Source organism: Streptomyces sp. NPDC058470 (assembly GCF_042721055.1).
GTDB lineage: Bacteria > Actinomycetota > Actinomycetes > Streptomycetales > Streptomycetaceae > Streptomyces.
The window spans coordinates 29,003-54,086 of sequence record NZ_JBHXMF010000031.1 but is presented as its reverse complement, the minus strand read 5'-3'; the positions used below and the strand labels follow the sequence as shown (position 1 = coordinate 54,086).

Annotated in this window: 26 protein-coding genes; 13 read left to right on the top strand and 13 right to left on the bottom strand. The window is 69.0% G+C overall.

Annotation, left to right across the window (positions count from 1 at the left end):
- Positions 1 to 108: 108 nt before the first annotated feature.
- Complete coding sequence (locus tag ACFWP7_RS22970; protein ID WP_384383833.1) at positions 109 to 1,014, bottom strand: helix-turn-helix transcriptional regulator; 906 nt, start codon at positions 1,012 to 1,014, stop codon at positions 109 to 111.
- Positions 1,015 to 1,115: 101 nt separating this feature from the next.
- On the opposite strand from ACFWP7_RS22970, the gene ACFWP7_RS22965 reads away from it, so the two are divergent.
- Positions 1,116 to 2,546, top strand: a complete 1,431-nt coding sequence (locus tag ACFWP7_RS22965) for an MFS transporter (protein WP_384383830.1) — start codon at positions 1,116 to 1,118, stop codon at positions 2,544 to 2,546.
- On the opposite strand, the gene ACFWP7_RS22960 is transcribed toward ACFWP7_RS22965, so the two are convergent.
- Entirely contained in the window at positions 2,539 to 3,438 is a 900-nt protein-coding gene (locus ACFWP7_RS22960) for an LLM class flavin-dependent oxidoreductase (protein WP_384383827.1), read from the bottom strand. The genes ACFWP7_RS22965 and ACFWP7_RS22960 overlap by 8 nt on opposite strands.
- Before the next feature lie 161 nt (positions 3,439 to 3,599).
- On the opposite strand from ACFWP7_RS22960, the gene ACFWP7_RS22955 reads away from it, so the two are divergent.
- Entirely contained in the window at positions 3,600 to 4,133 is a 534-nt protein-coding gene (locus tag ACFWP7_RS22955) for a MarR family winged helix-turn-helix transcriptional regulator (protein WP_384383825.1), read from the top strand.
- 79 nt (positions 4,134 to 4,212) lie between these two features.
- Positions 4,213 to 4,419 carry a hypothetical protein gene (locus ACFWP7_RS22950; protein WP_384383823.1) on the top strand — a complete coding sequence of 69 codons (207 nt, stop codon included), beginning with the start codon at positions 4,213 to 4,215 and terminating at the stop codon, positions 4,417 to 4,419.
- 142 nt (positions 4,420 to 4,561) lie between these two features.
- Here the strand turns inward: ACFWP7_RS22950 and ACFWP7_RS22945 are convergent, their stop codons facing one another.
- Together ACFWP7_RS22945 and ACFWP7_RS22940 are read right to left on the bottom strand one after the other, a co-directional pair.
- On the bottom strand, positions 4,562 to 5,152 hold the full coding sequence (locus ACFWP7_RS22945; RefSeq protein ID WP_384383820.1) for a TetR family transcriptional regulator: 591 nt from the start codon (positions 5,150 to 5,152) through the stop codon (positions 4,562 to 4,564).
- Between the two features lie 26 nt (positions 5,153 to 5,178).
- Entirely contained in the window at positions 5,179 to 6,183 is a 1,005-nt protein-coding gene (locus ACFWP7_RS22940; protein WP_384383818.1) for an aldo/keto reductase, read from the bottom strand.
- Positions 6,184 to 6,421: 238 nt separating this feature from the next.
- Here ACFWP7_RS22940 and ACFWP7_RS22935 point away from each other — a divergent pair, with 238 nt between their 5' ends.
- The gene (locus tag ACFWP7_RS22935) at positions 6,422 to 7,474 is read left to right on the top strand and encodes a chitinase (RefSeq protein ID WP_384383816.1); all 1,053 of its coding nucleotides are present in this window, start codon (positions 6,422 to 6,424) and stop codon (positions 7,472 to 7,474) included.
- An 87-nt stretch (positions 7,475 to 7,561) separates the two neighbouring features.
- Here ACFWP7_RS22935 and ACFWP7_RS22930 read toward each other — a convergent pair whose 3' ends face one another.
- Complete coding sequence (locus tag ACFWP7_RS22930; protein WP_384383813.1) at positions 7,562 to 8,944, bottom strand: glycine--tRNA ligase; 1,383 nt, start codon at positions 8,942 to 8,944, stop codon at positions 7,562 to 7,564.
- Positions 8,945 to 9,075: 131 nt separating this feature from the next.
- Between ACFWP7_RS22930 and ACFWP7_RS22925 the strand changes: the two genes are divergently transcribed.
- From ACFWP7_RS22925 to ACFWP7_RS22905, 5 genes are all read left to right on the top strand, one after another.
- Positions 9,076 to 10,038, top strand: a complete 963-nt coding sequence (locus tag ACFWP7_RS22925) for a metal ABC transporter substrate-binding protein (RefSeq protein ID WP_384383811.1) — start codon at positions 9,076 to 9,078, stop codon at positions 10,036 to 10,038.
- Between the two features lie 71 nt (positions 10,039 to 10,109).
- Positions 10,110 to 10,880 carry a metal ABC transporter ATP-binding protein gene (locus tag ACFWP7_RS22920; protein ID WP_384383808.1) on the top strand — a complete coding sequence of 257 codons (771 nt, stop codon included), beginning with the start codon at positions 10,110 to 10,112 and terminating at the stop codon, positions 10,878 to 10,880.
- Between the two features lie 54 nt (positions 10,881 to 10,934).
- Complete coding sequence (locus ACFWP7_RS22915) at positions 10,935 to 11,837, top strand: metal ABC transporter permease (RefSeq protein ID WP_384383806.1); 903 nt, start codon at positions 10,935 to 10,937, stop codon at positions 11,835 to 11,837.
- Between the two features lie 59 nt (positions 11,838 to 11,896).
- Entirely contained in the window at positions 11,897 to 12,313 is a 417-nt protein-coding gene (locus ACFWP7_RS22910; protein ID WP_384383803.1) for a Fur family transcriptional regulator, read from the top strand.
- 485 nt (positions 12,314 to 12,798) lie between these two features.
- Entirely contained in the window at positions 12,799 to 15,153 is a 2,355-nt protein-coding gene (locus tag ACFWP7_RS22905; protein WP_384383972.1) for a M4 family metallopeptidase, read from the top strand.
- An 85-nt stretch (positions 15,154 to 15,238) separates the two neighbouring features.
- Here the strand turns inward: ACFWP7_RS22905 and ACFWP7_RS22900 are convergent, their stop codons facing one another.
- Genes ACFWP7_RS22900 through ACFWP7_RS22885 form a run of 4 tightly spaced genes read right to left on the bottom strand, consistent with a single transcriptional unit; the run spans position 15,239 to position 17,768 of the window.
- Positions 15,239 to 16,087: an isoprenyl transferase gene (locus ACFWP7_RS22900; RefSeq protein WP_384383801.1), complete on the bottom strand. Its 849-nt coding sequence runs from the start codon at positions 16,085 to 16,087 to the stop codon at positions 15,239 to 15,241.
- 28 nt (positions 16,088 to 16,115) lie between these two features.
- Complete coding sequence (gene recO, locus ACFWP7_RS22895; protein ID WP_384383799.1) at positions 16,116 to 16,862, bottom strand: DNA repair protein RecO; 747 nt, start codon at positions 16,860 to 16,862, stop codon at positions 16,116 to 16,118.
- A gap of 22 nt (positions 16,863 to 16,884) precedes the next feature.
- Positions 16,885 to 17,499 (bottom strand): DUF1266 domain-containing protein, encoded by a 615-nt coding sequence (locus ACFWP7_RS22890; protein WP_384383796.1) that lies wholly within the window; start codon positions 17,497 to 17,499, stop codon positions 16,885 to 16,887.
- A 53-nt stretch (positions 17,500 to 17,552) separates the two neighbouring features.
- The gene (locus ACFWP7_RS22885; RefSeq protein WP_384383793.1) at positions 17,553 to 17,768 is read right to left on the bottom strand and encodes a hypothetical protein; all 216 of its coding nucleotides are present in this window, start codon (positions 17,766 to 17,768) and stop codon (positions 17,553 to 17,555) included.
- A 319-nt stretch (positions 17,769 to 18,087) separates the two neighbouring features.
- Here ACFWP7_RS22885 and ACFWP7_RS22880 point away from each other — a divergent pair, with 319 nt between their 5' ends.
- Both ACFWP7_RS22880 and ACFWP7_RS22875 read left to right on the top strand, forming a co-directional pair.
- Positions 18,088 to 18,921: a Scr1 family TA system antitoxin-like transcriptional regulator gene (locus ACFWP7_RS22880; RefSeq protein WP_384383789.1), complete on the top strand. Its 834-nt coding sequence runs from the start codon at positions 18,088 to 18,090 to the stop codon at positions 18,919 to 18,921.
- On the top strand, positions 18,903 to 19,175 hold the full coding sequence (locus ACFWP7_RS22875; RefSeq protein WP_384383786.1) for a DUF397 domain-containing protein: 273 nt from the start codon (positions 18,903 to 18,905) through the stop codon (positions 19,173 to 19,175). Before ACFWP7_RS22880 ends, ACFWP7_RS22875 begins: the two co-directional genes overlap by 19 nt.
- 2 nt (positions 19,176 to 19,177) lie before the next feature.
- Here the strand turns inward: ACFWP7_RS22875 and ACFWP7_RS22870 are convergent, their stop codons facing one another.
- Positions 19,178 to 20,113: a LysR family transcriptional regulator gene (locus ACFWP7_RS22870; protein ID WP_384383783.1), complete on the bottom strand. Its 936-nt coding sequence runs from the start codon at positions 20,111 to 20,113 to the stop codon at positions 19,178 to 19,180.
- Between the two features lie 125 nt (positions 20,114 to 20,238).
- Here ACFWP7_RS22870 and ACFWP7_RS22865 point away from each other — a divergent pair, with 125 nt between their 5' ends.
- Both ACFWP7_RS22865 and ACFWP7_RS22860 read left to right on the top strand, forming a co-directional pair.
- Positions 20,239 to 21,501, top strand: coding sequence for an MFS transporter (locus tag ACFWP7_RS22865; protein ID WP_384383780.1), 1,263 nt, complete (start codon positions 20,239 to 20,241; stop codon positions 21,499 to 21,501).
- Positions 21,498 to 21,605, top strand: coding sequence for a DUF397 domain-containing protein (locus ACFWP7_RS22860; RefSeq protein ID WP_384383969.1), 108 nt, complete (start codon positions 21,498 to 21,500; stop codon positions 21,603 to 21,605). Before ACFWP7_RS22865 ends, ACFWP7_RS22860 begins: the two co-directional genes overlap by 4 nt.
- 91 nt (positions 21,606 to 21,696) lie before the next feature.
- On the opposite strand, the gene ACFWP7_RS22855 is transcribed toward ACFWP7_RS22860, so the two are convergent.
- The 3 genes from ACFWP7_RS22855 to katG form a co-directional block, all read right to left on the bottom strand.
- On the bottom strand, positions 21,697 to 22,020 hold the full coding sequence (locus ACFWP7_RS22855; RefSeq protein WP_384383777.1) for a helix-turn-helix domain-containing protein: 324 nt from the start codon (positions 22,018 to 22,020) through the stop codon (positions 21,697 to 21,699).
- Positions 22,017 to 22,397: a type II toxin-antitoxin system RelE/ParE family toxin gene (locus ACFWP7_RS22850; RefSeq protein ID WP_384383774.1), complete on the bottom strand. Its 381-nt coding sequence runs from the start codon at positions 22,395 to 22,397 to the stop codon at positions 22,017 to 22,019. Before ACFWP7_RS22850 ends, ACFWP7_RS22855 begins: the two co-directional genes overlap by 4 nt.
- A gap of 280 nt (positions 22,398 to 22,677) precedes the next feature.
- Complete coding sequence (gene katG / locus ACFWP7_RS22845; protein WP_384383771.1) at positions 22,678 to 24,897, bottom strand: catalase/peroxidase HPI; 2,220 nt, start codon at positions 24,895 to 24,897, stop codon at positions 22,678 to 22,680.
- Positions 24,898 to 25,084: the final 187 nt, after the last annotated feature.

Below are 25,084 nucleotides of genomic sequence, written 5' to 3'. Positions count from 1 at the left end.
CGCTTGGAAGCCGGGCACGACATCACCGGACATCACCCGGACACCGCCGGCTCGGGGACGAACCCGGTCCCGAGAGCCACGGGCGTACGAAGCCCGAGCCAATGCGGCTCAGGCCATGACCACCCCGCGCTCCCCCGCGATCGCGTGCAGCTTCTCCAGCCGCTCGCGCGACTCGGCGTCGGCGGGCACATACGTCACCAGGCGCGGCCCCACGTCCGGACCGAGCCACAGGTCGGTGTGGTCGACGGTGATCCGACCGACGTACGCGTTGCGGAACTCCTTGCGCTTGGTGCCCACACCGACCACCTCGTGGCGGTCCCAGGCCTCGCAGAAGTCCGGCGACTCCGCCCGCAGCCGCTTGAGGAGCGTCTTCCAGGCAGGCGAGGCGAGATGCCCGGCCATCGAGGCGCGGAACTTGGCCGCCATGAGCCGGGTGGTCTCGTCCAGATGCACGATCGAGGAGCGCCACTCCTCGTGCGTGTAGGCAAGGACCATGCAGTTCCGGTCCTCGCGCGGTACGGCGTCGAGGTCGCAGAGCAGCAGGCTGTACGTGCGGTTGTACGCGAGGATGTCGTACCGGCTGTTCTGGACGCAGGCCGGCATCGGCTCCAGCTGCTCCAGGATGGCCCGCAGGGCCGGGGACACCGTCGGGCACGTCGTGGGGGGCGCCGGGTCGACGGCTCCGGCCAGCTGGAAGAGGTGGACGCGCTCGCTCTGGTCGAGCATCAGGGCGCGGGCGAGTGCGTCGAGCACCTGCACGGAGACATGGATGTCGCGGGCCTGTTCCAGCCACGTGTACCAGGTGACCCCGACGGCGGCGAGCTGCGCGACCTCCTCGCGGCGCAGGCCGGGGGTGCGCCGGCGCGCGCCCCGGGGCAGACCGACCTGTTCGGGGGTGACGTGCTCGCGACGGTGGCGCAGGAAGGCAGCCAGTTCGGTCCGCCGGATCTCCGCCTCGCGACCACCGTGCCGCCTGGCCGCCGCCCCCGAATAGTCCTGTGCCATCGTTGTCATGCTCCTAGCCTGCCGCACGTCTTACCCTGTTGCCAGGTACTGCCTCTACCAGGATAAGTAAACTCTGGTACCAGCCTCGGGCCGAGGGCAGGCTGGAGCACGTGACCGAAACCGGAACCCTCACCACCCCCGTCCGATCCCCCGTCTCTCCACCCGTGCTCGGCGGCCTCGGACTCTTCACCGTGCTGATCGGCGCGGCCCTGCCGTTGATCGACTTCTTCATTGTGAACGTCGCACTGCCGACCATGGGACAGGACCTGCACGCGAGTGCGTCCGTCCTCGAACTCGTCATCGCCGGGTACGGAGTCTCGTACGCCGTCCTCCTCGTCCTCGGCGGCAGGCTCGGCGACCTCTTCGGCCGGCGTCGGCTCTTTCTCGTCGGCATGGCGGCCTTCGGCCTGACCTCGCTGGCGTGCGGGCTCGCACCCAGCGCCTGGACGCTGGTGGCCGCACGGGTCGCGCAGGGCGCGGCGTCCGCGGCGATGCTGCCGCAGGTGCTCGCCACCATCCAGTCGGCGACCGCCGGCCCGCGCCGCGCCAAGGCGATGAGCCTGTACGGCGCGACGGCCGGGCTCTCCATGGTGGCCGGGCAGATCCTCGGCGGCGTACTCATCGCCGCCGACATCGCGGGCACCGGCTGGCGCGCGGTGTTCCTCGTCAACGTGCCCGTGGTGATCCTCGGTCTGGTGCTGGCCACTCGGGCGGTCCCCGAGACGCGCTCGCAGCACCCGGAGCCGATCGACGGCCCCGGCACTGTCCTGCTCGCCGTGGCGCTGCTCGCGCTGCTGGCCCCGCTGACCGAGGGCAGGGCGGCGGGGTGGCCGCTGTGGACCTGGCTGTCGCTCGCGCTGTTCCCGGTCGCGGCGGCGGCGTTCTACTTCGTCGAGCGCCGGGAGGACCGCAAGGGCCGTACGCCGCTGGTGCCGCCGAGCCTTTTCGCGCTGCTGTCGTTGCGCCGCGGCCTGGTGATGATCGTGCCGTTCTCGATCGGCTTCAGCGGGTTCATGTTCGTGATCGCGGTGGCCCTGCAGGAGGGTGCGGGGCTCGGTCCGGTCCAGGCGGGTCTTGCCCTCGCGCCGATGGCGGCGGCGTTCTTCGTCGTCTCGCTGTGCGGTCCGCGGCTGATCGCGCGTTACGGCACCCGGGTCGTCACCGCCGGCGGACTGATCCAGACGGTGGGCCTGGCCCTCATGGCGCTGGCCGCCTCGCGGTCCTGGCCGGACCTGGGCATCTGGGAGCTGGCGCCGGGCGCGGCGGTGGCGGGCGCGGGCCAGGCCCTCCAACTCCCCGTTCTCTTCCGGATCATCCTCTCCGAGGTCCCGCCCGCTCGCGGCGGCGTGGGCAGCGGCGTCATGATCACCACCCAGCAGTCCGCCCTCGCCCTCGGCGTGGCCACCCTGGGCTCCCTCTTCCTGTCCCTCGTCCCGGGCCACGGGATGCAGGACGCGCTGGTGACCACGCTGCTGGTCCAGCTGGCGCTCGGAATCCTGACGACGGGCCTGAGCCTGCGGCTGCCCCGCACGATCAGCTGACGGCCCGCTCCTTGGCCACCAACTCCCGTACAGCAGGGGCGACTTCATGGGCGAACCGTTCGAGGGTCGGGGCGTCGTCGGAGGCGAGGAGATAGGCGCTCACTCCTTGGGTGAGGGTGAGTTCGGCGAGCCGCTCGGCGAGCTGCCCCGCCGGGGCGGGACCGGGGAGCTCGTACCCGACAGCCGCGACACCGGGGCCGGGCAGGTTGAGGAGACGGCGCACCGACCGTGGGTCGCGTCCCGCGGCGGCCGCCGCCTCGTCCACGATCCGCTGCCCCGCGGCGAGTTCGGCGGGCGGCAGCCGGGTGGCACTGGGCAGCCAGCCGTCGGCGGCGCGCCCGATGAGCCGCAGCATCCGCGGGCCCAGGGCGCCGACCCAGATCCCGATCGGGTGAGCGGCCGCAGGCCCTGGCCGGGCCCCGTCGAGCCGGTAGTGCCTGCCGTCGACTCCCTTGCTTCCCGCATCCGTCGACCACAGCGCCCGGATGACGTCGATCGCCTCGCCCAACGCCTCGACGGCCTCCCCGGGCGTGCGCCGCGACTGCCCCTCACTGGCGATGGCATCCCAGTACCCACCGGCTCCGAGCCCCAACTCCACCCGCCCGCCACTGAGTACGTCGAGACTCGCCGCGGCCCGCGCCAGCCCGGCCGGCGGCCGCAGCGGCAGGTTGGCCACGTTCGGGAAGACCCGCACCCGCTCGGTACGCGCCGCGATGACGGACAGCAGGGTCCAGGCGTCCAGGAAGTCCGGCCGGTACGGGTGATCGGCGACGCTGACGAGATCGAGCCCCGAGCGGTCGGCGAGCCGGGCCAACTCGATGACGGTGTGCGGCTGTTCGGCGTCGGGGGTGAGCACCGCGCCGAAGAGGAGGTCGTGGCCGTAGTCGGGCATGGCGGTCCTTAAGGGGGTCGCTGATATCGAGGGTGTCGAGGGTGTCGAGGGTGTCGACTGAGGTGTTCGACCGTCGGGATCACGTCGCGGTGCAACTCGGGATCACATCGCGACGTAATCATTACATGCCGACACTATTACGTCGAGGGTAGGGTTGCGGCATGGCAGCGACCCGCGACGACGCCCCCACCGACAGGCCTGACGGGACCCTGCACACCCCGGACTCGTCGGCCCTGCGCCCCCCGACCCTGCTGGCCCTGCCCTCCTACCTGGCGGGCCACGTGGCCCGGATCGGCCACCGCGCCCTGGTCGAGGCCCTCAAGGAACACGGCCTACGCCTCCCTCACTTCGCGATCCTCGCGGGCCTCGGCGACTTCGGCCCCCTCGCCCAGCACGAACTCGCCGACCGCCTCGGCCTCAATCGCAGCCACCTCGTGGGCTATCTCGACGAGGTCGAGCAACAGGACCTCGTACGCCGCGACCGCGATCCCGGGGACCGCCGCCGCCAGCGCGTCGCCCTCACGGCGGCGGGCGAGAAACGACTGAAGGACCTCAAGAAGGTGGCCGATCATTCGCAGACCGACTTCCTGGACGGCCTGTCGGACACCGAACGTGAGACTCTCATCACCTTGATGCGGCGGATCGTGGCGATGGACGACCGCGCCGCCAACTCACCGGCAAAGAATCCCCGTTGATCTTCGCCTTGCTGCACACTCCTTGCTGCGCAAGGGAATGCGGTATACGCGGCATCACGCGGTATCACCAGGAGGTGGCATGCTGCAGATCAACACGAGCAAGGTAAGCCGCTGGGACCAGCACGGCCGCGAGCACGTCGTGCACGTTCAGCGGGCGGGCGTACAGCGCACGATCAAATGTGACACGTGCGGGTGGCGCAAGGCGGCGCAGTTCCTGCCCTGGCTGAAGGCCGAGGAACACCTGGCGGAGGCGCACCAGGCGACGGTGGACCCGACGGAGCGGTAGCCGGTCCGTCGGTTACCTACCGGCCCGGGTGCCTCACTGCGCCGGGGCGGTGGGCGGCTCCACCGACACCGCCCGTGGCCTCCGTAACAGCCTGGCGCGCGGCGAGAACCCCGTGGCCGGTGCCGCGAGCAGGGGCTCCCGGTCAGGCTCGCACTCCTCGTACGACCAGGTCCACGAGCGCCTCGAACTCCCCGTCGATACCGGGCTGTTCCCACTCCCGGGAGTAGCCGGGGTCGTGGAAACGGTTCGTGGCGTCGAAGAGGGCGCGGGCCGTGACGTCCGGGGCGTCGGACGCGAAGACACCACGCCGCACGCCGTCCTCGACGATCTCGACGAGCTGGCCGGTGAGGTCGGCGACGTGCCGGTCGACGACCCCGCTGTTCTCGCCGGTCAGCAACACCATGTAGGTGGCGAAGAGTTGGGGGTCGTCGCCCGCCTTGCGGCGCTTGGCGGCGAAGAGCGCCGTGAACCAGTCACGCAGGCGGGACTCGGGGTCGCGGTCCTCGGCGACGATGCTCGCGAGGGACTCCGACGTACGGTCAAGCCAGCGCTTCGTGACCGCCTCCCGCAGCGCCGCCTTCGTGGCGAAGTGGCGGTAGACGCTGCCGTGACTGACGCCGAGCGCGCGGGCCACGTCCACCACGGTGGCCTTGGCGGGCCCGTGGCGGCGCAGCACCTCCTCGGTCGCTTCGAGGATGCGCTCGGCGGTCAGTGCTTCGGTGCTCGGTGCCATGACGAGGACGGTACCTGCCGGTACCGTCAGCGCTCCGTGCCGAGGTGCGCCATCTGCGCCTGCGGGTAACGGTCGCCCGCGGCGGCGCCGTCCGGCACGGCCTCCTCGATGGCGGCGAGGTCGTCGGCGCCGAGCGTCACGTCCAGCGCGCCCAGCGCCTCCGTCAGCCGGTCGCGGCGCCGGGCGCCCACCAGCGGCACGATGTCCTCGCCGCGCGAGAGCACCCAGGCGATCGCGATCTGCGCGACGCTGACGCCCTTCTGCTCGGCGACCTTCCGCAGCGCGTCGACCAGGTCGAGGTTGTGCTGGAGGTTGTCGCCCTGGAAACGCGGGCTCATCCCGCGGAAGTCGTTCGCGGCCAGCTGCCGGTCCCGCGTGAAGTGTCCGGAGATCAGCCCGCGCGACAGCACGCCGTACGCGGTGATGCCGATGCCCAGCTCCCGGGTGGTCGGCAGCACCTCGTCCTCGATGCCGCGCGAGATGAGCGAGTACTCGATCTGAAGGTCCGAGATGGGGGCGGTGGCGGCGGCCCGGCGGATCGTCCCGGCGCCCACCTCGCTCAGCCCGATGTGCCGTACGTGTCCGGCCTCCACCAGCTCCGCGATCGCGCCCACCGTCTCCTCGATCGGCACATCGGTGTCGGCCCGGGCGATCCGGTACACGTCGATGTGGTCGACGCCGAGCCGCCGCAGCGAGTAGGCGGCGAAGTTCTTCACGGCCGCCGGGCGGCCGTCGTACCCCGCCCAGACGCCGTCCGGGTCGCGCAGCGCGCCGAACTTGACGCTCGTCAGCGCCTGCTCCCGACGAGCGGCCGGCGCACTGCGCAAGGCCTCGCCGATCAGCAGCTCGTTGTGACCCATGGCGTAGAAGTCACCGGTGTCGAGCAGGGTCACGCCCGCTTCGAGCGCGGCGTGGATGGTCGCGATGGACTCGGCCCGGTCCGCGTCGCCGTACAACGCGGACATGCCCATACAGCCGAGGCCGAGGGCGGAGACCTGGGGGCCGGTGGATCCGAGGGGACGGGTTTGCATGAGGGCTCCTTGGGGGTTCTCCGGGCGGGAACGCGCTCGGAGGGGTGTCGTACATCCACCATGGCATGACAGATAACAGATTTCAATATCTGTCATCTGTCACTCGCCGGCCGCGACAGGCCCGAGGCCGGTCGCCATCCGCCATCGCATTTGGTCCAGACCTCTTGACGACTGGTCTGGACCAAGAGCACTGTCATGCCTACGACACCTCACCGCACCCCCCACCGGGAGGCCTCGCATGATCCGTCGGAAGCTGCGTCTGCTCGCCGTCGCGCTGGCGACAGTGGTACTCACCCCACTGTCGATCGCCATCGCGCCGAACGCATCCGCTGCCGATACCTGCGCCGTGAAGTCCCGCCCTTCAGGCAAGGTGCTCCAGGGCTACTGGGAGAACTGGGACGGCTCCTCCAACGGCGTCCACCCGCCCTTCGGCTGGACCCCGATCACCGACTCCCGTATCGCGCAGCACGGTTACAACGTGATCAACGCGGCGTTCCCGGTGATCCGTTCCGACGGGACGGCGCTGTGGGCGGACGGGATGGACACGGGTGTGAAGGTCGCGACGCCCGCCGAGATGTGCGCGGCGAAGGCGTCGGGGCAGACGATCCTGCTGTCCATCGGCGGGGCCGCGGCCGGGATCGACCTCAGTTCCGCGACCGTGGCCGACAAGTTCGTCGCGACGATCGTCCCGATCCTCAAGCAGTACAACTTCGACGGTATCGACATCGACATCGAGACCGGCCTGGTCGGCAGCGGCAACATCAACACGCTCTCCGCCTCACAGGCCAACCTGATCCGCATCATCGACGGGGTACTGGCCCAGATGCCGTCGAACTTCGGGCTCACCATGGCCCCGGAGACCGCTTACGTCACCGGCGGCAGCGTCGCGTACGGCTCGATCTGGGGCTCGTACCTGCCGATCGTGAAGAAGTACGCGGACAACGGACGCCTGTGGTGGCTGAACATGCAGTACTACAACGGCAGCATGTACGGCTGCTCCGCCGACTCGTACTCCGCGGGCACCGTCCAGGGCTTCACCGCCCAGACCGACTGCCTGAACAAGGGACTTGTCGTCCAGGGCACCACCATCAAGGTGCCGTACGACAAGCAGGTCCCCGGCCTCCCGGCCCAGTCCGGCGCCGGCGGCGGCTATATGACCCCGAGCCTCGTCTCCCAGGCATGGCGCACCTACGGCACCTCACTCAAGGGCCTGATGACCTGGTCCATCAACTGGGACGGCTCGAAGAACTGGACGTTCGGCGACAACGTCAAGGCGCTGCAAGGCCGTTGAGAAGCCCCCGCGGGACCGGTTGAAACACTGGTGCCGGGCCCCCGTCGATCCGGGGCCCGGCACCAGTGATGTTGTCCACGACCCGACTCAGCAGCCGATCAGCCGGGTGGCGAGGTAGCCCTCGATCTGGTCGAGCGACACACGCTCCTGCTTCATCGTGTCGCGCTCGCGCACGGTCACGGCGTTGTCGTCGAGCGTGTCGAAGTCGACCGTGACGCAGAACGGGGTGCCGATCTCGTCCTGGCGGCGGTAACGGCGGCCGATGGCGCCGGCGTCGTCGAAGTCGATGTTCCAGTTCTGCCGGAGCGCGGTGGCGAGGCCCTTGGCCTTCGGGGAGAGCTCCGGGTTGCGGGACAGCGGGAGGACCGCGACCTTGACGGGCGCCAGGCGCGGGTCGAGGCGCAGCACCGTGCGCTTCTCCATCTTGCCCTTGGCGTTCGGGGCCTCGTCCTCGATGTAGGCGTCGAGGAGGAAGGCGAGCATCGAGCGGCCGACACCGGCGGCGGGCTCGATGACGTACGGGGTCCAGCGCTCGCCGGCTTCCTGGTCGAAGTAGGAGAGGTCCTGGCCGGAGGCCTTGGAGTGCGCGTTCAGGTCGTAGTCGGTGCGGTTGGCGACGCCCTCCAGTTCACCCCATTCGTTGCCGCCGAACTGGAAGCGGTACTCGATGTCGGCGGTGCGCTTGGAGTAGTGGGAGAGCTTCTCGGCCGGGTGCTCGAACCAGCGCATGTTCTCCTCGCGCATACCGAGGCCGGTGTACCAGTTCCAGCGCTCCTGCATCCAGTACTCCTGCCACTTCTCGTCCTCGCCCGGCTTGACGAAGAACTCCATCTCCATCTGCTCGAACTCGCGGGTGCGGAAGATGAAGTTGCCGGGCGTGATCTCGTTGCGGAAGGACTTGCCCATCTGCGCGATGCCGAACGGCGGCTTACGGCGCGAAGTCTGCTGCACCTGGGCGAAGTTGGTGAAGATGCCCTGCGCGGTCTCGGGGCGCAGATAGGCGACGGAGCCGCTGTCCTGCGTCACGCCGAGGTGGGTGGAGAGCAGGCCGGAGAACTGCTTGGGCTCGGTGAACTGGCCCTTGTTACCGCAGTTGGGGCAGTTGACGTCCGCGAGGCCGTTCTCCGGGAGGCGCTTGTGCTTCGCCTCGTAGGCCTCCTCCAGGTGGTCGGCGCGGTAGCGCTTGTGGCAGGAGGTGCACTCGGTAAGGGGGTCGGTGAACGTGGCGACGTGGCCGGAGGCGACCCAGACCTCGGTTGCCAGGATCACGGACGAGTCGATACCGACGACGTCCTCACGGGAGGTGACCATGTAACGCCACCACTGGCGCTTGAGGTTCTCCTTGAGCTCGACGCCGAGCGGGCCGTAGTCCCAGGCGGCCTTCTGCCCACCGTAGATCTCACTACAGGGGTAGACGAAGCCACGGCGCTTGCTCAGGCTGACGATGGTGTCGATCTTGTCGGCGGCCACGGTGCTCTCTTCATTACGAACGGACGGCACGAATGCTTCAGGTTACCGGCGCTGCCCACCCCGGTATCAAATCGGTTGGGTGACCCAACCCTTGTTGACAATCGTTTCCACATTTGTTGAAAATGACTGTCATGAACGTACGACGACGCCTCATATCCGGGACCGCTGTGACCGCGGCCACATTCCTCGGTCTCGGCACCCTCTCCGCCTGCTCGGACTCGTCCGCCGCCGACAACAACAGCAGCGGGAAGCTCGACGTCGTGGCGTCGTTCTACCCCCTGCAGTATCTCGCCGAGGAGATCGGCGGGAACCACGTGAGTGTCACGGACCTGACCGAGCCCGGTCAGGAGCCGCACGACCTGGAGATCAGCGCCAAGCAGACCGCGCAGCTGCAGGAGGCCGACGCCGTCCTCTACCTGAAGAACCTCCAGCCGGCCGTCGACGACGCCGTGGCACAGTCCGAGGTCAAGACCAAGATCGACGCCGCGACGCTGACCACCCTGGAGAAGCACGGCAACGAGGTCGGCGGCCACGCGGCCGAGCACGACGACACCGAGGGCGAGGAGACCGGTGCCACCGACCCGCACATCTGGCTGGACCCGGTGAAGTACGCCGAGGTCGCCGAGGGCGTGGGCAAGGCCTTCGAGAAGGAGGACCCGGACAACGCCGCGGAATACAAGAGCAACACCGCCGCGCTGGTGAAGAAGCTCGACGCGCTCAACACCCAGTACGAGGACGGGCTCAAGAACACCAAGAGCAAGGTCTTCATCACCACCCACGCGGCCTTCGGCTACCTCGCCGAGCGCTACGGCCTCACCGAGGAGGCCATCAACGGCCTGGACCCGGAATCGGAGCCCAGCGCGAACCGCGTCAAGGACCTTGAGACCATGGCCAAGGCGGACGGCGTCACGACGGTGTTCTACGAGACCCTCGTCAGCGACAAGACCGCCAAGACCATCGCCGGCGACGCGGGCCTGAAGACCGACGTCCTCGACCCGATCGAGGGCATCACCGACAAGTCCAAGGGCGACGACTACCTCCAGGTCATGGAGTCGAACCTGAAGGCGCTGGAGACGGCCCTGGGCGCGAAATGACAGAAAGTGCCCAGTGACAGCACGCCCCACACGCACCACGAAGTGACGGAACGAACACGGAGGACGGCGGAATGAAGAGCGGGCCCGTCATATCCCTGCGCGGAGTGACCGCGGAACTCGGCTCACGCCCCGTCCTGCGCGGTATCGACCTCACCGTGAACCACGGCGAGGTCGTCGCCCTGCTCGGCGCCAACGGCTCCGGCAAGTCCACCGCCGTACGCAGCATCATCGGCCAAGTCCCCGTCAGCGGCGGCGAGATCGAGATCTTCGGCACCCCGCGCCGCCGCTTCGGCGACTGGGCGCGCGTGGGCTACGTACCGCAGCGCACCACGGCCGCGGGCGGCGTACCAGCGACGGTGACCGAGATCGTCGCCTCCGGACGGCTGTCCCGCGCCCGCTTCGGTGTGCTGCGCAAGGCCGACCACGAGGCCGTACAGAAGGCCATCGCGCTCGTCGGCCTGGCGGACCGCGCCAAGGACTCCGTGAACGCACTGTCCGGCGGCCAGCACCAGCGGGTCCTGATCGCCCGCGCCCTGGCCTCCGAGCCCGAGCTGCTGATCATGGACGAGCCGATGGCGGGCGTCGACCTGGCGAGCCAGGAGGTGCTGGCCTCGACCCTGCGCAAGCAGGTGGCCCAGGGCACCTCCGTCCTCCTCGTGCTGCACGAACTGGGCCCTCTGGAGCCGCTGATCGACCGCGCGGTCGTGCTGCGCGACGGCTGCGTCCTGCACGACGGCCCGCCCCCGGCCGCACTCGGCCAGCACGCACTGCCCGGGCACGACCACGTACACCCGCACGCGGCTCACGACGCCGAACCGATCCGGACGGGACTGCTGAGCTGATGGGAACGAAGAGTTGATGGGACCGAAGAGCCAGTCGATGGGATCGAAGAGCTGATGGACATCCTCGATTACGCGTTCATGCAGCGGGCGCTGCTCGCCGCCGTTCTCGTCGGCATCACCGCGCCCGCCGTCGGCATCTACCTCGTGCAGCGCCGCCAGGCCCTGATGGGCGACGGAATCGGCCACGTCGCGATGACCGGCGTCGGCCTCGGCTTCCTGCTCTCCTGGTCCCCGGTGTGGATGGCGACGGCCGTCTCCGTGGTCGGCGCGGTCCTCATGGAACTGATCCGCTGGTACGGCAAGACGCGCGGCGACATCGCCCTCGCCATGCTCTTCTACGGCGGCATGGCGGGCGGCGTGATGTTCATCAACCTCGCGCCGACCGGCTCGAACGCCAACCTCACCTCGTACCTCTTCGGCTCGCTGTCCACCGTCTCGGAGTCCGACGTGACGGCGATCTGCATCCTGGCGGCCTTCGTCGTACTGGTCACGCTGGGCCTGCGACGCCAGCTGTTCGCGGTCAGCCAGGACGAGGAGTTCGCGCGCGTGACGGGCCTGCCGGTGCGCGCCCTCAACCTGCTCACGGCCGTCACGGCGGCGGTCACGGTGACGGTCGCGATGCGCGTCGTGGGCCTGCTCCTTGTGTCCGCCCTGATGGTCGTCCCGGTGGCCGCGGCGCAGCAGCTGAGCCGGAGCTTCGCCGCCACCTTCGCGATCGCGGTGGCCATCGGCGTGAGCGTGACGATCGGCGGCACCGTGACCTCGTACTACCAGGATGTGCCGCCGGGAGCGACCATCGTGCTGCTGACCATCGGCACGTTCATGGTGCTGACCGCGCTGGCGACACCGCTCGCGCGGCGCAGGGCCCGGGCACTGGCGGCCGCGCAGACGGTCGGGGATCCGGCGGAGTGCGCAATTCCGGCCACCCGCGGGATGGACGGGAAGGTCGGCGTCTGACTTCGTACAGCCCGGACTGGCACAATGGCGGGGCAAGTGCAGACGTGGAGGAGGCAACGGTGACAACCGCTGGATCGCCCGTACGGGGCCGTTCCACCCGGCAACGTACCGCCGTGGCGGCGGCGCTGGACGAGGTGGACGAGTTCCGCAGCGCGCAGGAACTCCACGACATGCTGAAGCACAAGGGCGACTCCGTCGGGCTGACCACCGTGTACCGCACGCTGCAGTCCCTCGCCGACGCCGGCGAGGTCGACGTCCTGCGCACCTCCGACGGCGAGTCCGTCTACCGCCGCTGCTCCACCGGCGACCACCACCACCACCTCGTCTGCCGCGTCTGTGGCAAGGCCGTCGAGGTCGAGGGCCCGGCCGTCGAGAGCTGGGCCGAGGCGATCGCGGCGGAGCACGGGTACGTGAACGTGGCTCACACGGTCGAGATCTTCGGGACCTGCGCGGAGTGCGGGGCGAAGAGCGTCTGAGGTACCTCTGACGTCTTCCGGACTTCCAGGCCTCCGGACTTCCAGGCTTCCGGACTTCCAGGCTTCCGGACTTCCAGGCTTCCGGACTTCCGGACTTCCGGACTTCCGGGGGGGATACGCGGCGGGCCGGCCGGGTCCTTCCGGCCGCCGCCGGCGTCATGGAAGAGTCATCGATCGGTCATCAAACGGCATGCTCACCCGCTGGGCACAGGGATAACCCTCGACCTCACCGGGTTCGAATGACATGCCCTCATCAGGGGTGCCACTCTTCCTTCAGCCATCCCCCACGTCTGTCACACCCTGCCCCGCGCGAGGGATGCGCACTGCTCAGCTCGTCCCGGGCCGCACACCCCCGTCCGCCCGGGTCTGTCTCCGGCCGCCGTAGTGCGGCCGTCGCAGTAGGAGTACGAGTGAGACGCAACAGCCCCCACAGATCCGCCCGCCTCGCGAACCGGCGCTCCTCCAGGGCGACCACGGCCGGCGCGCTGGTCGCCGCCGCCGCGCTCCTGGCCGTCGGAGTCCAGACGGTTCCGGCCGCCGCGAAGCCCGCGTCCCCCGGCCCAAGTCCCCTGCGCACCAGCGCACTTGAGGCAGAGCTGACCCCCGCCCAGCGCACCGCGCTGATCAAGAGCGCGGCCGAGAAGACCACGCAGACCGCCGGCACCCTGGGCCTCGGCGCCCAGGAGAAGCTGGTCGTCAAGGACGTCTCCAAGGACAACGACGGCACGCTGCACACACGGTACGAGCGCACCTGGGCCGGTCTGCCGGTACTCGGCGGCGACGTCGTGGTGCACACTCCGCCCGCCTCGCAGGCCTCGGGCACGGTGAGCAGCACCTTCAACACCAAGCAGACCATCAAGGTCGCCTCCACCACCCCGACCTTCAGCAAGTCGGCCGCCGAGACCAAGGCGCTCGGCGCCGCCGAGGCACTGGACGCCGAGAAGGCCACCACCGACAGCGCCCGCAAGGTGATCTGGGCCGGCAGCGGTACCCCGAAGCTCGCCTGGGAGACGGTGATCGGCGGCTTCCAGGACGACGGCACGCCCAGCCAGCTGCACGTCATCACCGACGCCACCAGCGGCGCGGAGCTGTACCGCTACCAGGGCATCAAGACCGGTACCGGCAACAGCCAGTACAGCGGAACGGTCACCATCGGCACCACGCTGTCCGGTTCGACGTACCAGCTGAACGACACCACACGCGGCACCCACAAGACGTACAGCCTGAACAACGCGACATCCGGCACCGGCACCCTGATGACCGACGCCGACGACGTCTGGGGAACCGGCGCCGGCTCCAACACGCAGACCGCCGGTGTCGACGCCCACTACGGCGCCCAGATGACGTGGGACTTCTACAAGAACACCTTCGGCCGCAGCGGCATCAAGAACGACGGGGTCGCCGCCTACTCACGCGTCCACTACAGCACCGCGTACGTCAACGCGTTCTGGGACGACTCCTGCTTCTGCATGACGTACGGCGACGGCACGAGCAGCACTCACGCCCTCACCTCGCTGGACGTGGCCGGGCACGAGATGTCGCACGGCGTCACCTCCAACACCGCGAACCTCACCTACTCCGGTGAGTCGGGCGGGTTGAACGAGGCGACCTCCGACATCTTCGGCACCGGCGTGGAGTTCTACGCCAACAACAGCTCCGACGTCGGCGACTACCTCATCGGCGAGAAGATCAACATCAACGGCGACGGTACGCCGCTGCGTTACATGGACGAGCCCGACAAGGACGGCGGCTCCTACGACAGTTGGTTCTCCGGCATAGGCAGCTCGGACGTCCACTACTCCTCGGGCCCGGCGAACCACATGTTCTACCTGCTCTCCGAGGGCAGCGGCTCCAAGACCATCAACGGCGTCACCTACAACAGCCCGACCTCCGACGGTGTGGCCGTCGCGGGCATCGGCCGGGCCGCCGCCCTGCAGATCTGGTACAAGGCGCTGACGACGTACATGACGTCCAGCACCACCTACGCCCAGGCCCGCACCGCCGCACTGAACGCCGCCGCGGCGCTCTACGGCACCAGCTCCACCCAGTACGCCGGAGTCGGCAACGCCTTCGCCGGCATCAACGTCGGCAGCCACATCACCGTGCCGACCACGGGCGTCTCGGTCACCAACCCGGGCAGCCAGTCCTCCACCGTCGGCACCGCGGTGAGCCTCCAGATCGCGGCCAGCAGCACGAACGGCGGGACGCTGACCTACGCGGCGACCGGCCTGCCGACCGGCCTGTCGATCAGCTCCACGGGCGCCATCTCCGGCACCCCGACCACGGCGGGCACCTACAGCACCACGGTCACGGCGACCGACAGCACGGGCGCCAGCGGCACGGCGTCCTTCACCTGGACGGTCAGCTCGACCGGCGGCGGCACCTGCACCTCGACGCAGCTGCTCGGCAACGCCGGCTTCGAGTCGGGCGCCACCATCTGGACGGCCTCCAGCGGGGTCATCACCACCGACAGCGGCCAGGCGGCCCGTACCGGCTCCTACAAGGCCTGGCTGAACGGCTACGGGACGACGCACACCGAGACGCTGTCCCAGTCGGTGACGATCCCGAGCGGCTGCACGGCCACCACGTTCACCTTCTACCTGCACATCGACACGGCCGAGACCACCACCAGCGTCCAGTACGACAAGCTGACGGTCACCGCCGGATCGACGACGCTGGCCACCTACTCCAACCTGAACAAGGCCAGCGGATACGTCGCGAAGTCCCTCAACCTGGCCGCCTACGCCGGCACCACCGTCACGCTGAAGTTCACCGGTGTCGAGGACTCCTCGCTCCAGACGAGCTTCGTGATCGACGACACGGCGGTGACGACCCACTGATCCCGTAGGCCCGTACGACAGACAGCGGCACCCGGCGCGGGGAGCGCCGGGTGCCGTGTCGTCGTGTCGTCGGGTGGCAGCTGCCTCAGTCTTCCGTGCGGCCCCGCATGTCCCGCTCCATCTCCAGCAGTTGCTCGTTCGGGACGGCGCCGCCGAAGCGGCGGTCGCGGGAGGCGAATTCGACGCACGCGCGCCACAGATCGCGCCGGTCGAAGTCCGGCCACAGCACGTTCTGGAAGACCATCTCGGCGTAAGCGCTCTGCCAGAGCAGGTAGTTGGAGGTGCGCTGCTCACCGCTCGGCCGCAGGAACAGGTCCACGTCCGGCATGTCCGGGTAGTAGAGGTACTTCGCGAAGGTCTTCTCGCTGACCTTCGACGGGTCGAGCCGACCGGCCTTGATGTCCTGCGCCATGGCCTGCGCGGCATCGGCGATCTCGGCGCGACCGCCGTAGTTCATGCAGAAGTACAGGGTCAGCCGGTCGTTGTCCTTGGTCTGCTCCTGGGCGATCTGGAGCTCCTTGGCCACCGATTTCCACAACTTGGGCATCCGGCCCACCCAGCGGACCCTGATGCCGAGCTCGTCGAGCTGGTCGCGGGTCTTGCGGATGAAATCGCGGTTGAAGTTCATCAGGAAGCGCACCTCGTCGGGCGACCGCTTCCAGTTCTCGGTGGAGAAGGCGTACAGCGAAATGGCACCGACTCCCACCTCGATCGCGCCCTGCAGTACGTCCAGGACGCGCTCGGCGCCGACCTTGTGCCCCTCGGTACGCGGCAGCCCACGGTCCTTGGCCCAGCGTCCGTTGCCGTCCATGACGATCGCCACATGGTTCGGCACGAGCTCACCGGGGAGTTTGGGCGCACGGGCACCGGACGGGTGCGGTTCCGGCGTCCTGTGCTCGCGGCGCTGGCGTCCCAGGATCCCGCGTACGACCATGTGTTTCTCGTCTCCTTGTTTCTTCTTTTTACTTCTCTACGTAACGAAGTGAGCGAAGGCCCCGTTCCAGGTGCCAGTGGAGGTAGGCCGACACCAGTCCGCTGCCCTCCCGGACGTGCCGCGACTCGGCGGCGTCCGCGGTCTCCCAGTCCCCCGTCAGCAGCGCGGCGAGCAGTTCGAGAGCCTGCGCCGAGGGTACGACGCTGCCGGGCACCCGGCAGTCGACGCAGACGGAACCTCCCGCGGAGACCGAGAAGAACCGATTCGGTCCCGGCATCCCGCACTTCGCACAGGCGCTGAAACTGGGCGCGTAGCCGTTCACCGCGAGGGAGCGCAGCAGGAAGGCGTCGAGGACGAGATGCGGCTCGTGCTCACCGCGGGCGAGCGTGCGCAGGCCGCCGACCAGCAGCAGATACTGCTGCACCGCCGGCTCCCCCTCATGGTCGGTGAACCGCTCGGCGGTCTCCAGCATGGCCGTCCCGGAGGTGTACCGCGCATAGTCGGTCACGATCCCACCACCGTACGGAGCGATCGTCTCGCTCTGCGTGCACAGCGGCAGCCCCCGCCCGACCAGCTCACCCCCCCGCGCGAAGAACTGCACGTCCACATGCGAGAACGGCTCCAGCCGCGCCCCGAACTTCGACTTGGTCCGCCGCACCCCCCGCGCCACGGCGCGTACACGTCCGTGACCACGGGTGAGCAGGGTGATGATGCGGTCCGCTTCACCCAGCTTCTGGGTGCGCAGCACGATGCCGTCGTCGCGGAACAGGCTCATGGGGTCATTCTCGCGTACTGAGTCAGCGTGTGTGGTCCGGGTGGCCAATCGCTTCCCACGGAGCCATGTTCCAGGGGCTCGCCCGGTTCGCCGGGTCGAGGAGGGACTTCAGGTGTGCGTCGGACACAGCCTGCGGGGCGGGGAAGTCGGCGTCCGGCGTGCCCTGGAGGTTGTCCCGCCAGACCATCCGGCCCAGCAGATAGTGATCGGCGTACTCGTTCCAGGAGGCGTACGACCGCACCACCGCCGGCACGATGTTCTTGAGCGCGGTCCACGCCTCGGACTCGCCCAGCATTCCGGACGCGAAGCCCCTGCGGGAGATGTCCACGTACAGCCCGGCGTCCCACGCCAGTGGTTCGACGCCGAGCCGTAGCCGCGCCCGGGTGCGGTACCCGGTCCGCGCGAGGTCGTCGAGCCGGCCGACCAGAGCGTCACGCGAGGTGATCTCCCACTGGTCGGCCAGCCAGCGTCGGGCCCTGTCGTCGTCGATGCGGGTGAACGGGTACAGGGTCGTCCGCGACGCGTCCCGGTCCCGGTTCACCGGCGCGCTGAGCGACACCATCCACAACTGGTGCGCGGTGAGGGGAACGGGGTACTTCTTCGCCGCCTTCGGCTTACGACGGTTCCATATCGCCATGGCGCAGCACCTTATGCCACGCCGCTCCTTGTGGGTTCAGGGCGCTTCCCCCTTCAAGGGACCTCACCGCGGCTGCGTGCGTTGGCATACGCCGTCGCCGCGCTGAGCCGCTCCGCCGCGGTGGCTCCCCGGACGGCGTCCGGTTCGCAGTCCCACTCCTTGCCGCCGCCGTACGGTCTCAGCTGAACGTACGGCCCCTCGTGCCCCATGACCATCCCCACCCTTCCGGTCCGTGTGTCCAGCGCGTACGAGCCGATCACCGGCCTCACCGCAGGGCCGCCGCGAGCCGGGCCGCCAACTCGACGGAACAGCCGCCCAATTCGATGCGCGGACAAGGCGCCTCTCGCGCCAAACTTGCCTGGTCGATCCGCAGTGACGGCAGCGTAATTCCGGCGTTCGTGAGCGCCGCCCGCAATTCCTTCACCGTTTCCTCCGCTTCTTCGACGCACCGCGCCGAGTGTTGTGCCTTCACCCTGCTCCCCTGTCTTTTCGACTTTCACTCTTCACATCTCCAGGATGGCGCTCCCCGCCTACACTCGGCAGGAGTCTGTCCTCTACAAGTGCAGCGCAGTGCAGGGGGGTTGGCCTGTGGCCAAGGGTTCGCGGCAGGCGGCTTGGGAGTTTTTCGGGACGGAGTTGAAACGGCAGCGGGAGAACGCCGGGTTAACCCAGGCGGAGTTGGGTCATCGCGTTTTTGTGTCGGGCGGCTACATTGGGCAATTCGAACAGGCCATTCGCAAGCCGCAGTTGGATGTGGCGCAGAGGATCGACGAGATCCTACAAACCGGAGGCTTCTTCGAGCGGCTGTGGCGAAAGCTCATCCAGGAGGAGCGGTACGCGGAGTACTTCGCGCACGCGGCGGAACTTGAGCGGCTCGCTACCGAGATCTGCGAGTACGCGCCGACGGTCGTCCCGGGGCTGCTCCAGACCGCCGAGTACGCACGCGCGATCTACCTGGCGAGCAACCCGCTCGCCGCCGACGCCTACATCGAGGAAATGGTCAGGCTCCGAATGGACCGTTCCCAGCTCCTCAAGGACGCTACACGGCCCGTGTATTGGGCGGTTCTGCACGAGACGGCACTGCGCGTCCCGGTCGGCGGTCCCGCCGTGATGGCCCGGCAGCTGGACCACATCGCGGCGATGGTGCGTGAGCGCATGGCGCTGGTGCAGGTGCTCCCGTTCTCGGCCGGGGCGCACCCGGAGATGGGCAAGATGATGAAGCTCATGGAGTTCGAGGACGCCCCGCCAACTGTCTATACAGAGGCGGTGTATTCGGGGAATCTGCTGGACGATCCGGCTGTGGTGAAGCGGACCCAGACGAATTACGATCTGCTGAGGGCCGCCGCGTTGCCGCTGGAGGCGTCCCTGGCCCTGATCGAGTCGGCGGCGGAGGACTCCAGACGATGCGCGAGTACGACCTGAGCAACGCCCGCTGGTGCAAGAGCAGCTACAGCGGCGGCAGCGGCGGGGAGGACTGCGTCGAGGTCGCGTACGACTTCAAGGGCGCCGCCTGGCGCAAGAGCAGCTACAGCGACGACAACGGCGGCGAGTGCGTCGAGGTGGCCGACGGCCTCCCCGGTGTCGTCCCCGTCCGCGACAGCAAGGTCCAGAACGGGCCCGTCCTGGTGATCGGCTCCGCCGCCTGGACGGAGTTCACTCGCGCCGTGGCGGAGTGACCCTAGGCCCATGCCGGCGTCCAGGTCTCGGCCTCGGCGTGCTCGGGCCGCCCGGAGCTGAGATGGTCACGGAGTGCGGCCAGCGCCGGGTGTGGGTTGGCGCGATGCCAGACCAGTGAGTGCGGGTAGACCGGTGTCGGATCCCGCAGGGGGATGCGTCGCAGGCCGTGGTCGGCGGGCCAGACGAGGTGGGTCTGCTTGCCGACGAGGGTCACCAGTGACCGGGACTCGGCGATGGTGTCCAGCAGCGGCTTGGTGCCGAAGTCGGGGCCGGTGACCTCGATGGTGAGCCCGAACGCGGCGGCGAGATCGTCGTAGTAGGCGCCCCACTCGGTTCGGGGAACGAGGCCGGGCATCCAGATCCGGTGCCCGACGAGCTCGGCGGGCCTGACCGCGCGAAGGTCGGCGAGCTCGTGGGCCGGCCCGATGACGATCTCAATCGGCTCGTCGAAGGCCCGGGCGACGCCGATGTCGTCGGGGAGCCGTCGGCCAGGCATCGTGACGGCCCGGAAGGACACGTCGATCGTGCCGGACCGGAGGGCGTCGACGGCCGCGTCGACGTCGAAGAGGGTCACGACATCGAGTTCGACCTCGGGGTGCGCGCGATGGAATTCACCCAGCACGGCGGCCGGGGCGAGCCGTCGGCCGATCACGTCGACACGCAGCGGGCGGCGGCCGGGACGGACGGAGGCGACCGCGCGCTCCTCGGCCCGTAGGAGCTCGCGGGCGTGGGGCAGGAACGCGTGTCCGTCGATGGTGAGCTGCACTCCGCGCGCGGTACGGATGAACAGCCGTACGCCGAGGATCTTCTCCAGGGTGGCGATGCGCTTGGAGACGGCCTGCTGGGTGACCGCCAGTTCGCCGGCGACGTCCTGGAATCGCCCCGCGTCCGCGGCGGCCACGAAGGTGCGCACAGCGGCGAGGTCCACACACGTCATGCTAGTGACACAACCAATGGTTGTGGATTCCTGGCTGGTTGGTTGTTTGCTCTCGTCACTCGCCACTCGCTTGGATGCGGACGTCAACATGTGGTGGTTCCGGAGCGGCGAGAGGTGCGGTGGGTATGACGGGGGGACAGGCGCTGGGGCGGCGGTTCGGGTGGTTGTGGGCGTCGTTCGCCGTCAGCTCGTACGGTACGGCGCTCGGGTTCGGCGCGTTTCCCATGATCGCGGTGCTCGTGCTGCACTCCGGGCCGACCCAGGTGGCGGCGCTGGCTGCGGCGGGGCGAGCGGTGGGGGCCGTGGTGGCGGTGCCGCTCGGTCCATGGGTGGAGTTCCGCCGCAAGCGGCCGGTCATGGTCGCGATGGACCTGACCCGGTTCGCGGCGCTGCTGAGCGTCCCCCTCGCGTTCGCGCTGGGCCTGCTCAGCTTTGCCCAACTACTCGTCGTCTCCGTAGTCGTGGCAGCGGCCAACATCGCGTTCAACGCGGCAAGTGGTGCCTATCTGAAGGCGCTCGTGCCACCGGAGGATCTGATCGTCGCGAACAGCCGCTTCGAGTCCACGACATGGACCGCGACGACGGTCGGACCACCGCTCGGCGGAGCCGCGATCGGCATCTTCGGCCCGGTGACCACCGTGATCGCGGATGCGGTCAGCTATCTGCTCTCGGCCCTGGGCATCCGCGCGATCGGCGGAACGGACCCACAGCCCACACGGCCCGCCGCACCACGACTGCAAGCGGGCGATCTACTCGACGGCTGGCGCTACATCCTCGCCCATCCCACCCTCCGCCCCCTGTTCTTCAACGTGCTGGCGGTCAACGGCCTGATCATGGCCTCCGAGCCGCTGATCCTCGTACTCCTGCTGGGCGACCTCGGGTTCGCACCCTGGCAGTACGGCCTCGTGTTCGCGTCCCCCTGCATCGGCGGCCTCATCGGCGCACGCCTCTCACGCCGGCTCGTACCGCGTTTCGGGCAGCACAGGGTGATGCGCATCTCCGGGGTACTGCGTGCCTGCTGGCCCCTCGGGCTGGCGTTCGTCCAGCCCGGTGTCCCCGGGATCGTGCTCGTCATCGCCGTCCAGTTCGGCCTGGTGACCTGCATCGGCCTGTTCAACCCGGTACTGGCCACCTACCGTCTCGACCACACCACCCCCGACCGGGTCGCCCGCACCCTCACCGCGTGGTCGGTCAGCAGCAGCGCCACCATCGCGACCCTGACCGCCGCATGGGGCCTGCTCGCCGCCATCACCGCCCCACGCACCGCGATCGCGATCGCGGGGGTCCTCCTCCTGGCCACCCCGCTCCTGCTCCCGCGCCGCGAGACCGCACCCCAGGACAAACTCACCGCCGATCCCGAAACTCCGGAAGCCGCCGACCGCACCTGAGCCTCGGTATCGTCCCCGTCCGCGACAGCAAGGACCCGGACGGTCCCGTCCGGGTGATCGGATCCTTCACCTGGACGGAGTTCACTCGCGCCGTGGCCGGGTGACCCCACCCCCGTTCTCAAGTGACTGCCGGGGCCGCCCGCACCGTGTCCCCGACCGACAAGCACCCCCGCACGCTCCACCACCCACGTCCGGTCAACCGACCTTGCGCAACTCCCCGTCACCAAAGACCGCGACCAGCACCAGATTCCCACCCAGCGCCTCGACGTACCGCGCCACGACATCCGTGCCGGAGACCTGACCACTCTCGATCTGGGAGACCCGTCCCTTGCTCACACCCATACGCTCAGCCACTTGGGCCTGGGTGAACCCGCGCTCCCGACGCATGTCGACCAGCCGCCAGGCCTGTGCCTCGGTGAGCATGCGCTGGGCACCCTCCAGAAACGGGTCCCGACCACCCGCCAGCGTCTCCGCCCGTTCTCGGTGCCCACTGTCCGACCAGCTGACGTATCCGCTCACTTCCCCGACTCCTTCTTCCGATCAGCCACGTACTCCGCATACCGAAGCTCGGCCAACGGGATCGCCTCGTCGTACCAGGCGCTCCAGTTCCCCGCCTTGTCTCCGGCCACCAACAGGATCGCGGAACGCCATGGGTCGAACATGAACAGGACGCGCATCTCGCTCCGCCCCGCCGAACCGGGACGCAGCTCCTTGAGGTTGTGCAAGGCCGAGCCCTTGATCCGGTCGACAAGAGGACGCCCCTCGGCCGGGCCGTGGCAGGCAAGGATCCAGATCGCCTGGTTGACAAGCGTGTACGAGCCTGGGTCGGCCTTCTCCAAATCGTGCAGCCACTGATCCACCTCGTCCGTCAGGTAGATGTCCCACTGCTCTTCCACGTTCAATCCCTTCGCGAGTTTAGCATTCACTAAACCAGCGGGAGGTGGAGTCGCAGGTCCGAACCCGGAGCCTTCACTCATACGAGGCCGATGCACTCACCGGTCATCAGGCTCCGCCCCCCTGGACCCTGTTTGGTGAAGGACTGCATAGGCACGTTCGAAGCCAGATGGCCAGAGCTCGACGGCACCGGAAAAAGGAACGTCCAGGCCGACCCCTATGGGCTGGCCTGGACGTTCGTTACCGGCGGATCACCGCCGGATCACCGGTGAATCGGGATGATCAGACCAGGTCGAACCGGTCCAGGTTCGAGACCTTGACCCACGCGGCGACGAAGTCGTTCACGAACTTCTCCTTCGCGTCATCGCTGGCGTAGACCTCCGCGACGGCGCGCAGCTCGGAGTTGGAGCCGAAGACCAGGTCGGCGCGGGTGCCGGTCCACTTGACCTCGCCCGAGGCGTCGCGGCCCTCGAAGGTGTTCTGGTCCTCGGAGGTCGCCGACCACGTCGTGCCCAGTTCGAGCAGGTTGACGAAGAAGTCGTTGGTCAGGATGCCCGGGGTGGTGGTGAGGACGCCGTGCTTGGTGTCCCCGTAGTTCGCACCCAGGACACGCAGGCCGCCGACGAGGACCGTCAGCTCGGGCGCGCTCAGGTTCAGCAGGTTCGCCTTGTCGATCAGCAGATACTCGGCCGGCAGGCGGTTGCCCTTGCCGAGGTAGTTGCGGAAACCGTCGACGGTCGGCTCAAGGGCGGCGAACGACTCGACGTCCGTCTGCTCCTGCGTGGCGTCGACGCGGCCCGGCGTGAAGGGGACCTCGATGTCGAAGCCGGCGTCCTTGGCGGCCTTCTCGACGCCCGCGGCACCCGCGAGGACGATCAGGTCGGCCAGCGAGATCTGCTTGCCGCCGGCGTTGAAGGACGTCTGGATGCCCTCCAGGGTGCGCAGCACCTGCGCGAGCTGGTCCGGCTCGTTGACCTCCCAGCCGATCTGCGGCTGGAGACGGATGCGCGCACCGTTGGCGCCGCCGCGCTTGTCGCTGCCACGGAAGGACGAGGTCGCCGCCCACGTGGTGGAGACGAGCTGGGAGACCGACAGGCCCGAGCCGAGGATCAGGGTCTTGAGGGCGGCGATCTCCGCCGCGTCGACGAGCTCGTGGGTCACCGCGGGCAGCGGGTCCTGCCACAGCAGCGTCTCGGAGGGGACCTCGGAGCCGAGGTAGCGCACGATCGGGCCCAGGTCGCGGTGGGTCAGCTTGAACCAGGCGCGGGCGAAGGCGTCCGCGAACTGGTCGGGGTTCTCGTAGAAGCGCCGCGAGATCTCCCCGTATGCCGGGTCGACCTTCAGGGCGAGGTCGGTGGTCAGCATCATCGGAGCCTTGGTCTTCGACGGGTCGTGCGCGTCGGGGATGGTGCCCGCGCCCGCGCCGTCCTTCGCGACCCACTGGTTGGCGCCGGCGGGGCTCGACGTCAGCTCCCACTCGTAGCCGAACAGGTTCTGGAAGAAGTAGTTGCTCCACTGGGTCGGCGTCTGCGTCCAGGTGACCTCCAGGCCACTGGTGATCGCGTCGCCGCCCTTGCCGGTGCCGTAGGTGCTCTTCCAGCCGAAGCCCTGCGCCTCGATCGGGGCGGCCTCGGGGTCGTCGCCGACGGCGTCCGCCGGGCCCGCGCCGTGGGTCTTGCCGAAGGTGTGACCGCCCGCGATCAGGGCGACCGTCTCCTCGTCGTTCATCGCCATCCGGCGGAAGGTCTCACGGATGTCGCGGGCCGCGGCCAGCGGGTCCGGGTTTCCGTTCGGGCCCTCGGGGTTGACGTAGATGAGGCCCATCTGGACGGCGCCGAGCGGGTTCTCCAGCTCGCGGTCACCGGTGTAGCGCTGGTCGTCGAGCCAGGTGGTCTCGGGACCCCAGTAGACGTCCTCGTCGGGCTCCCAGACGTCCGCGCGGCCGCCGGCGAAGCCGAAGGTCTCGAAGCCCATCGACTCCAGGGCGACGTTGCCGGTGAGGATCATGAGGTCGGCCCACGAGATGGACTGGCCGTACTTCTTCTTGACCGGCCACAGCAGACGGCGGGCCTTGTCGAGGTTGCCGTTGTCCGGCCAGCTGTTGAGGGGGGCGAAGCGCTGCTGGCCCGCACCGGCGCCGCCGCGGCCGTCGCTGATGCGGTAGGTGCCCGCGCTGTGCCAGGCCATCCGGATCATGAACGGGCCGTAGTGCCCGAAGTCGGCCGGCCACCACTCCTGCGAATCCGTCAGCACCTCGGCGATGTCCGCCTTCACGGCGGCGAGGTCGAGGGTCTTGAACGCGGCGCTGTAGTCGAAGTCCTCACCGAGGGGGTTGGCCACGGCGGGGTTCTTGGCGAGGATCTTCACATTGAGCCGCTCCGGCCACCACTGGCGGTTTCCGCCGCCCTGGGTCGGGTGTGCGGCTCGGTCGTGCGCGACCGGGCAGCCACCGCCGCCCTCCGTTTTCGCGTCGGTGACGATTGCGTCGTGGTTCTCAGTCATGGGAATCCTTCCGGACCTGGCGGATCACGGTGCTCAGGAACTGCGGGCGGTGGAACGGTCGGGCGGGGGGTACGAAGACTGGGGTGGGCGGCGGCGAAGTCGGGGTGACCGGCCTCGCCGACCTGCGGAGAACCTCACACACGACCTGAAGGGAGATATGGCTCGCGCGACCGCGCATCCCGGAGGG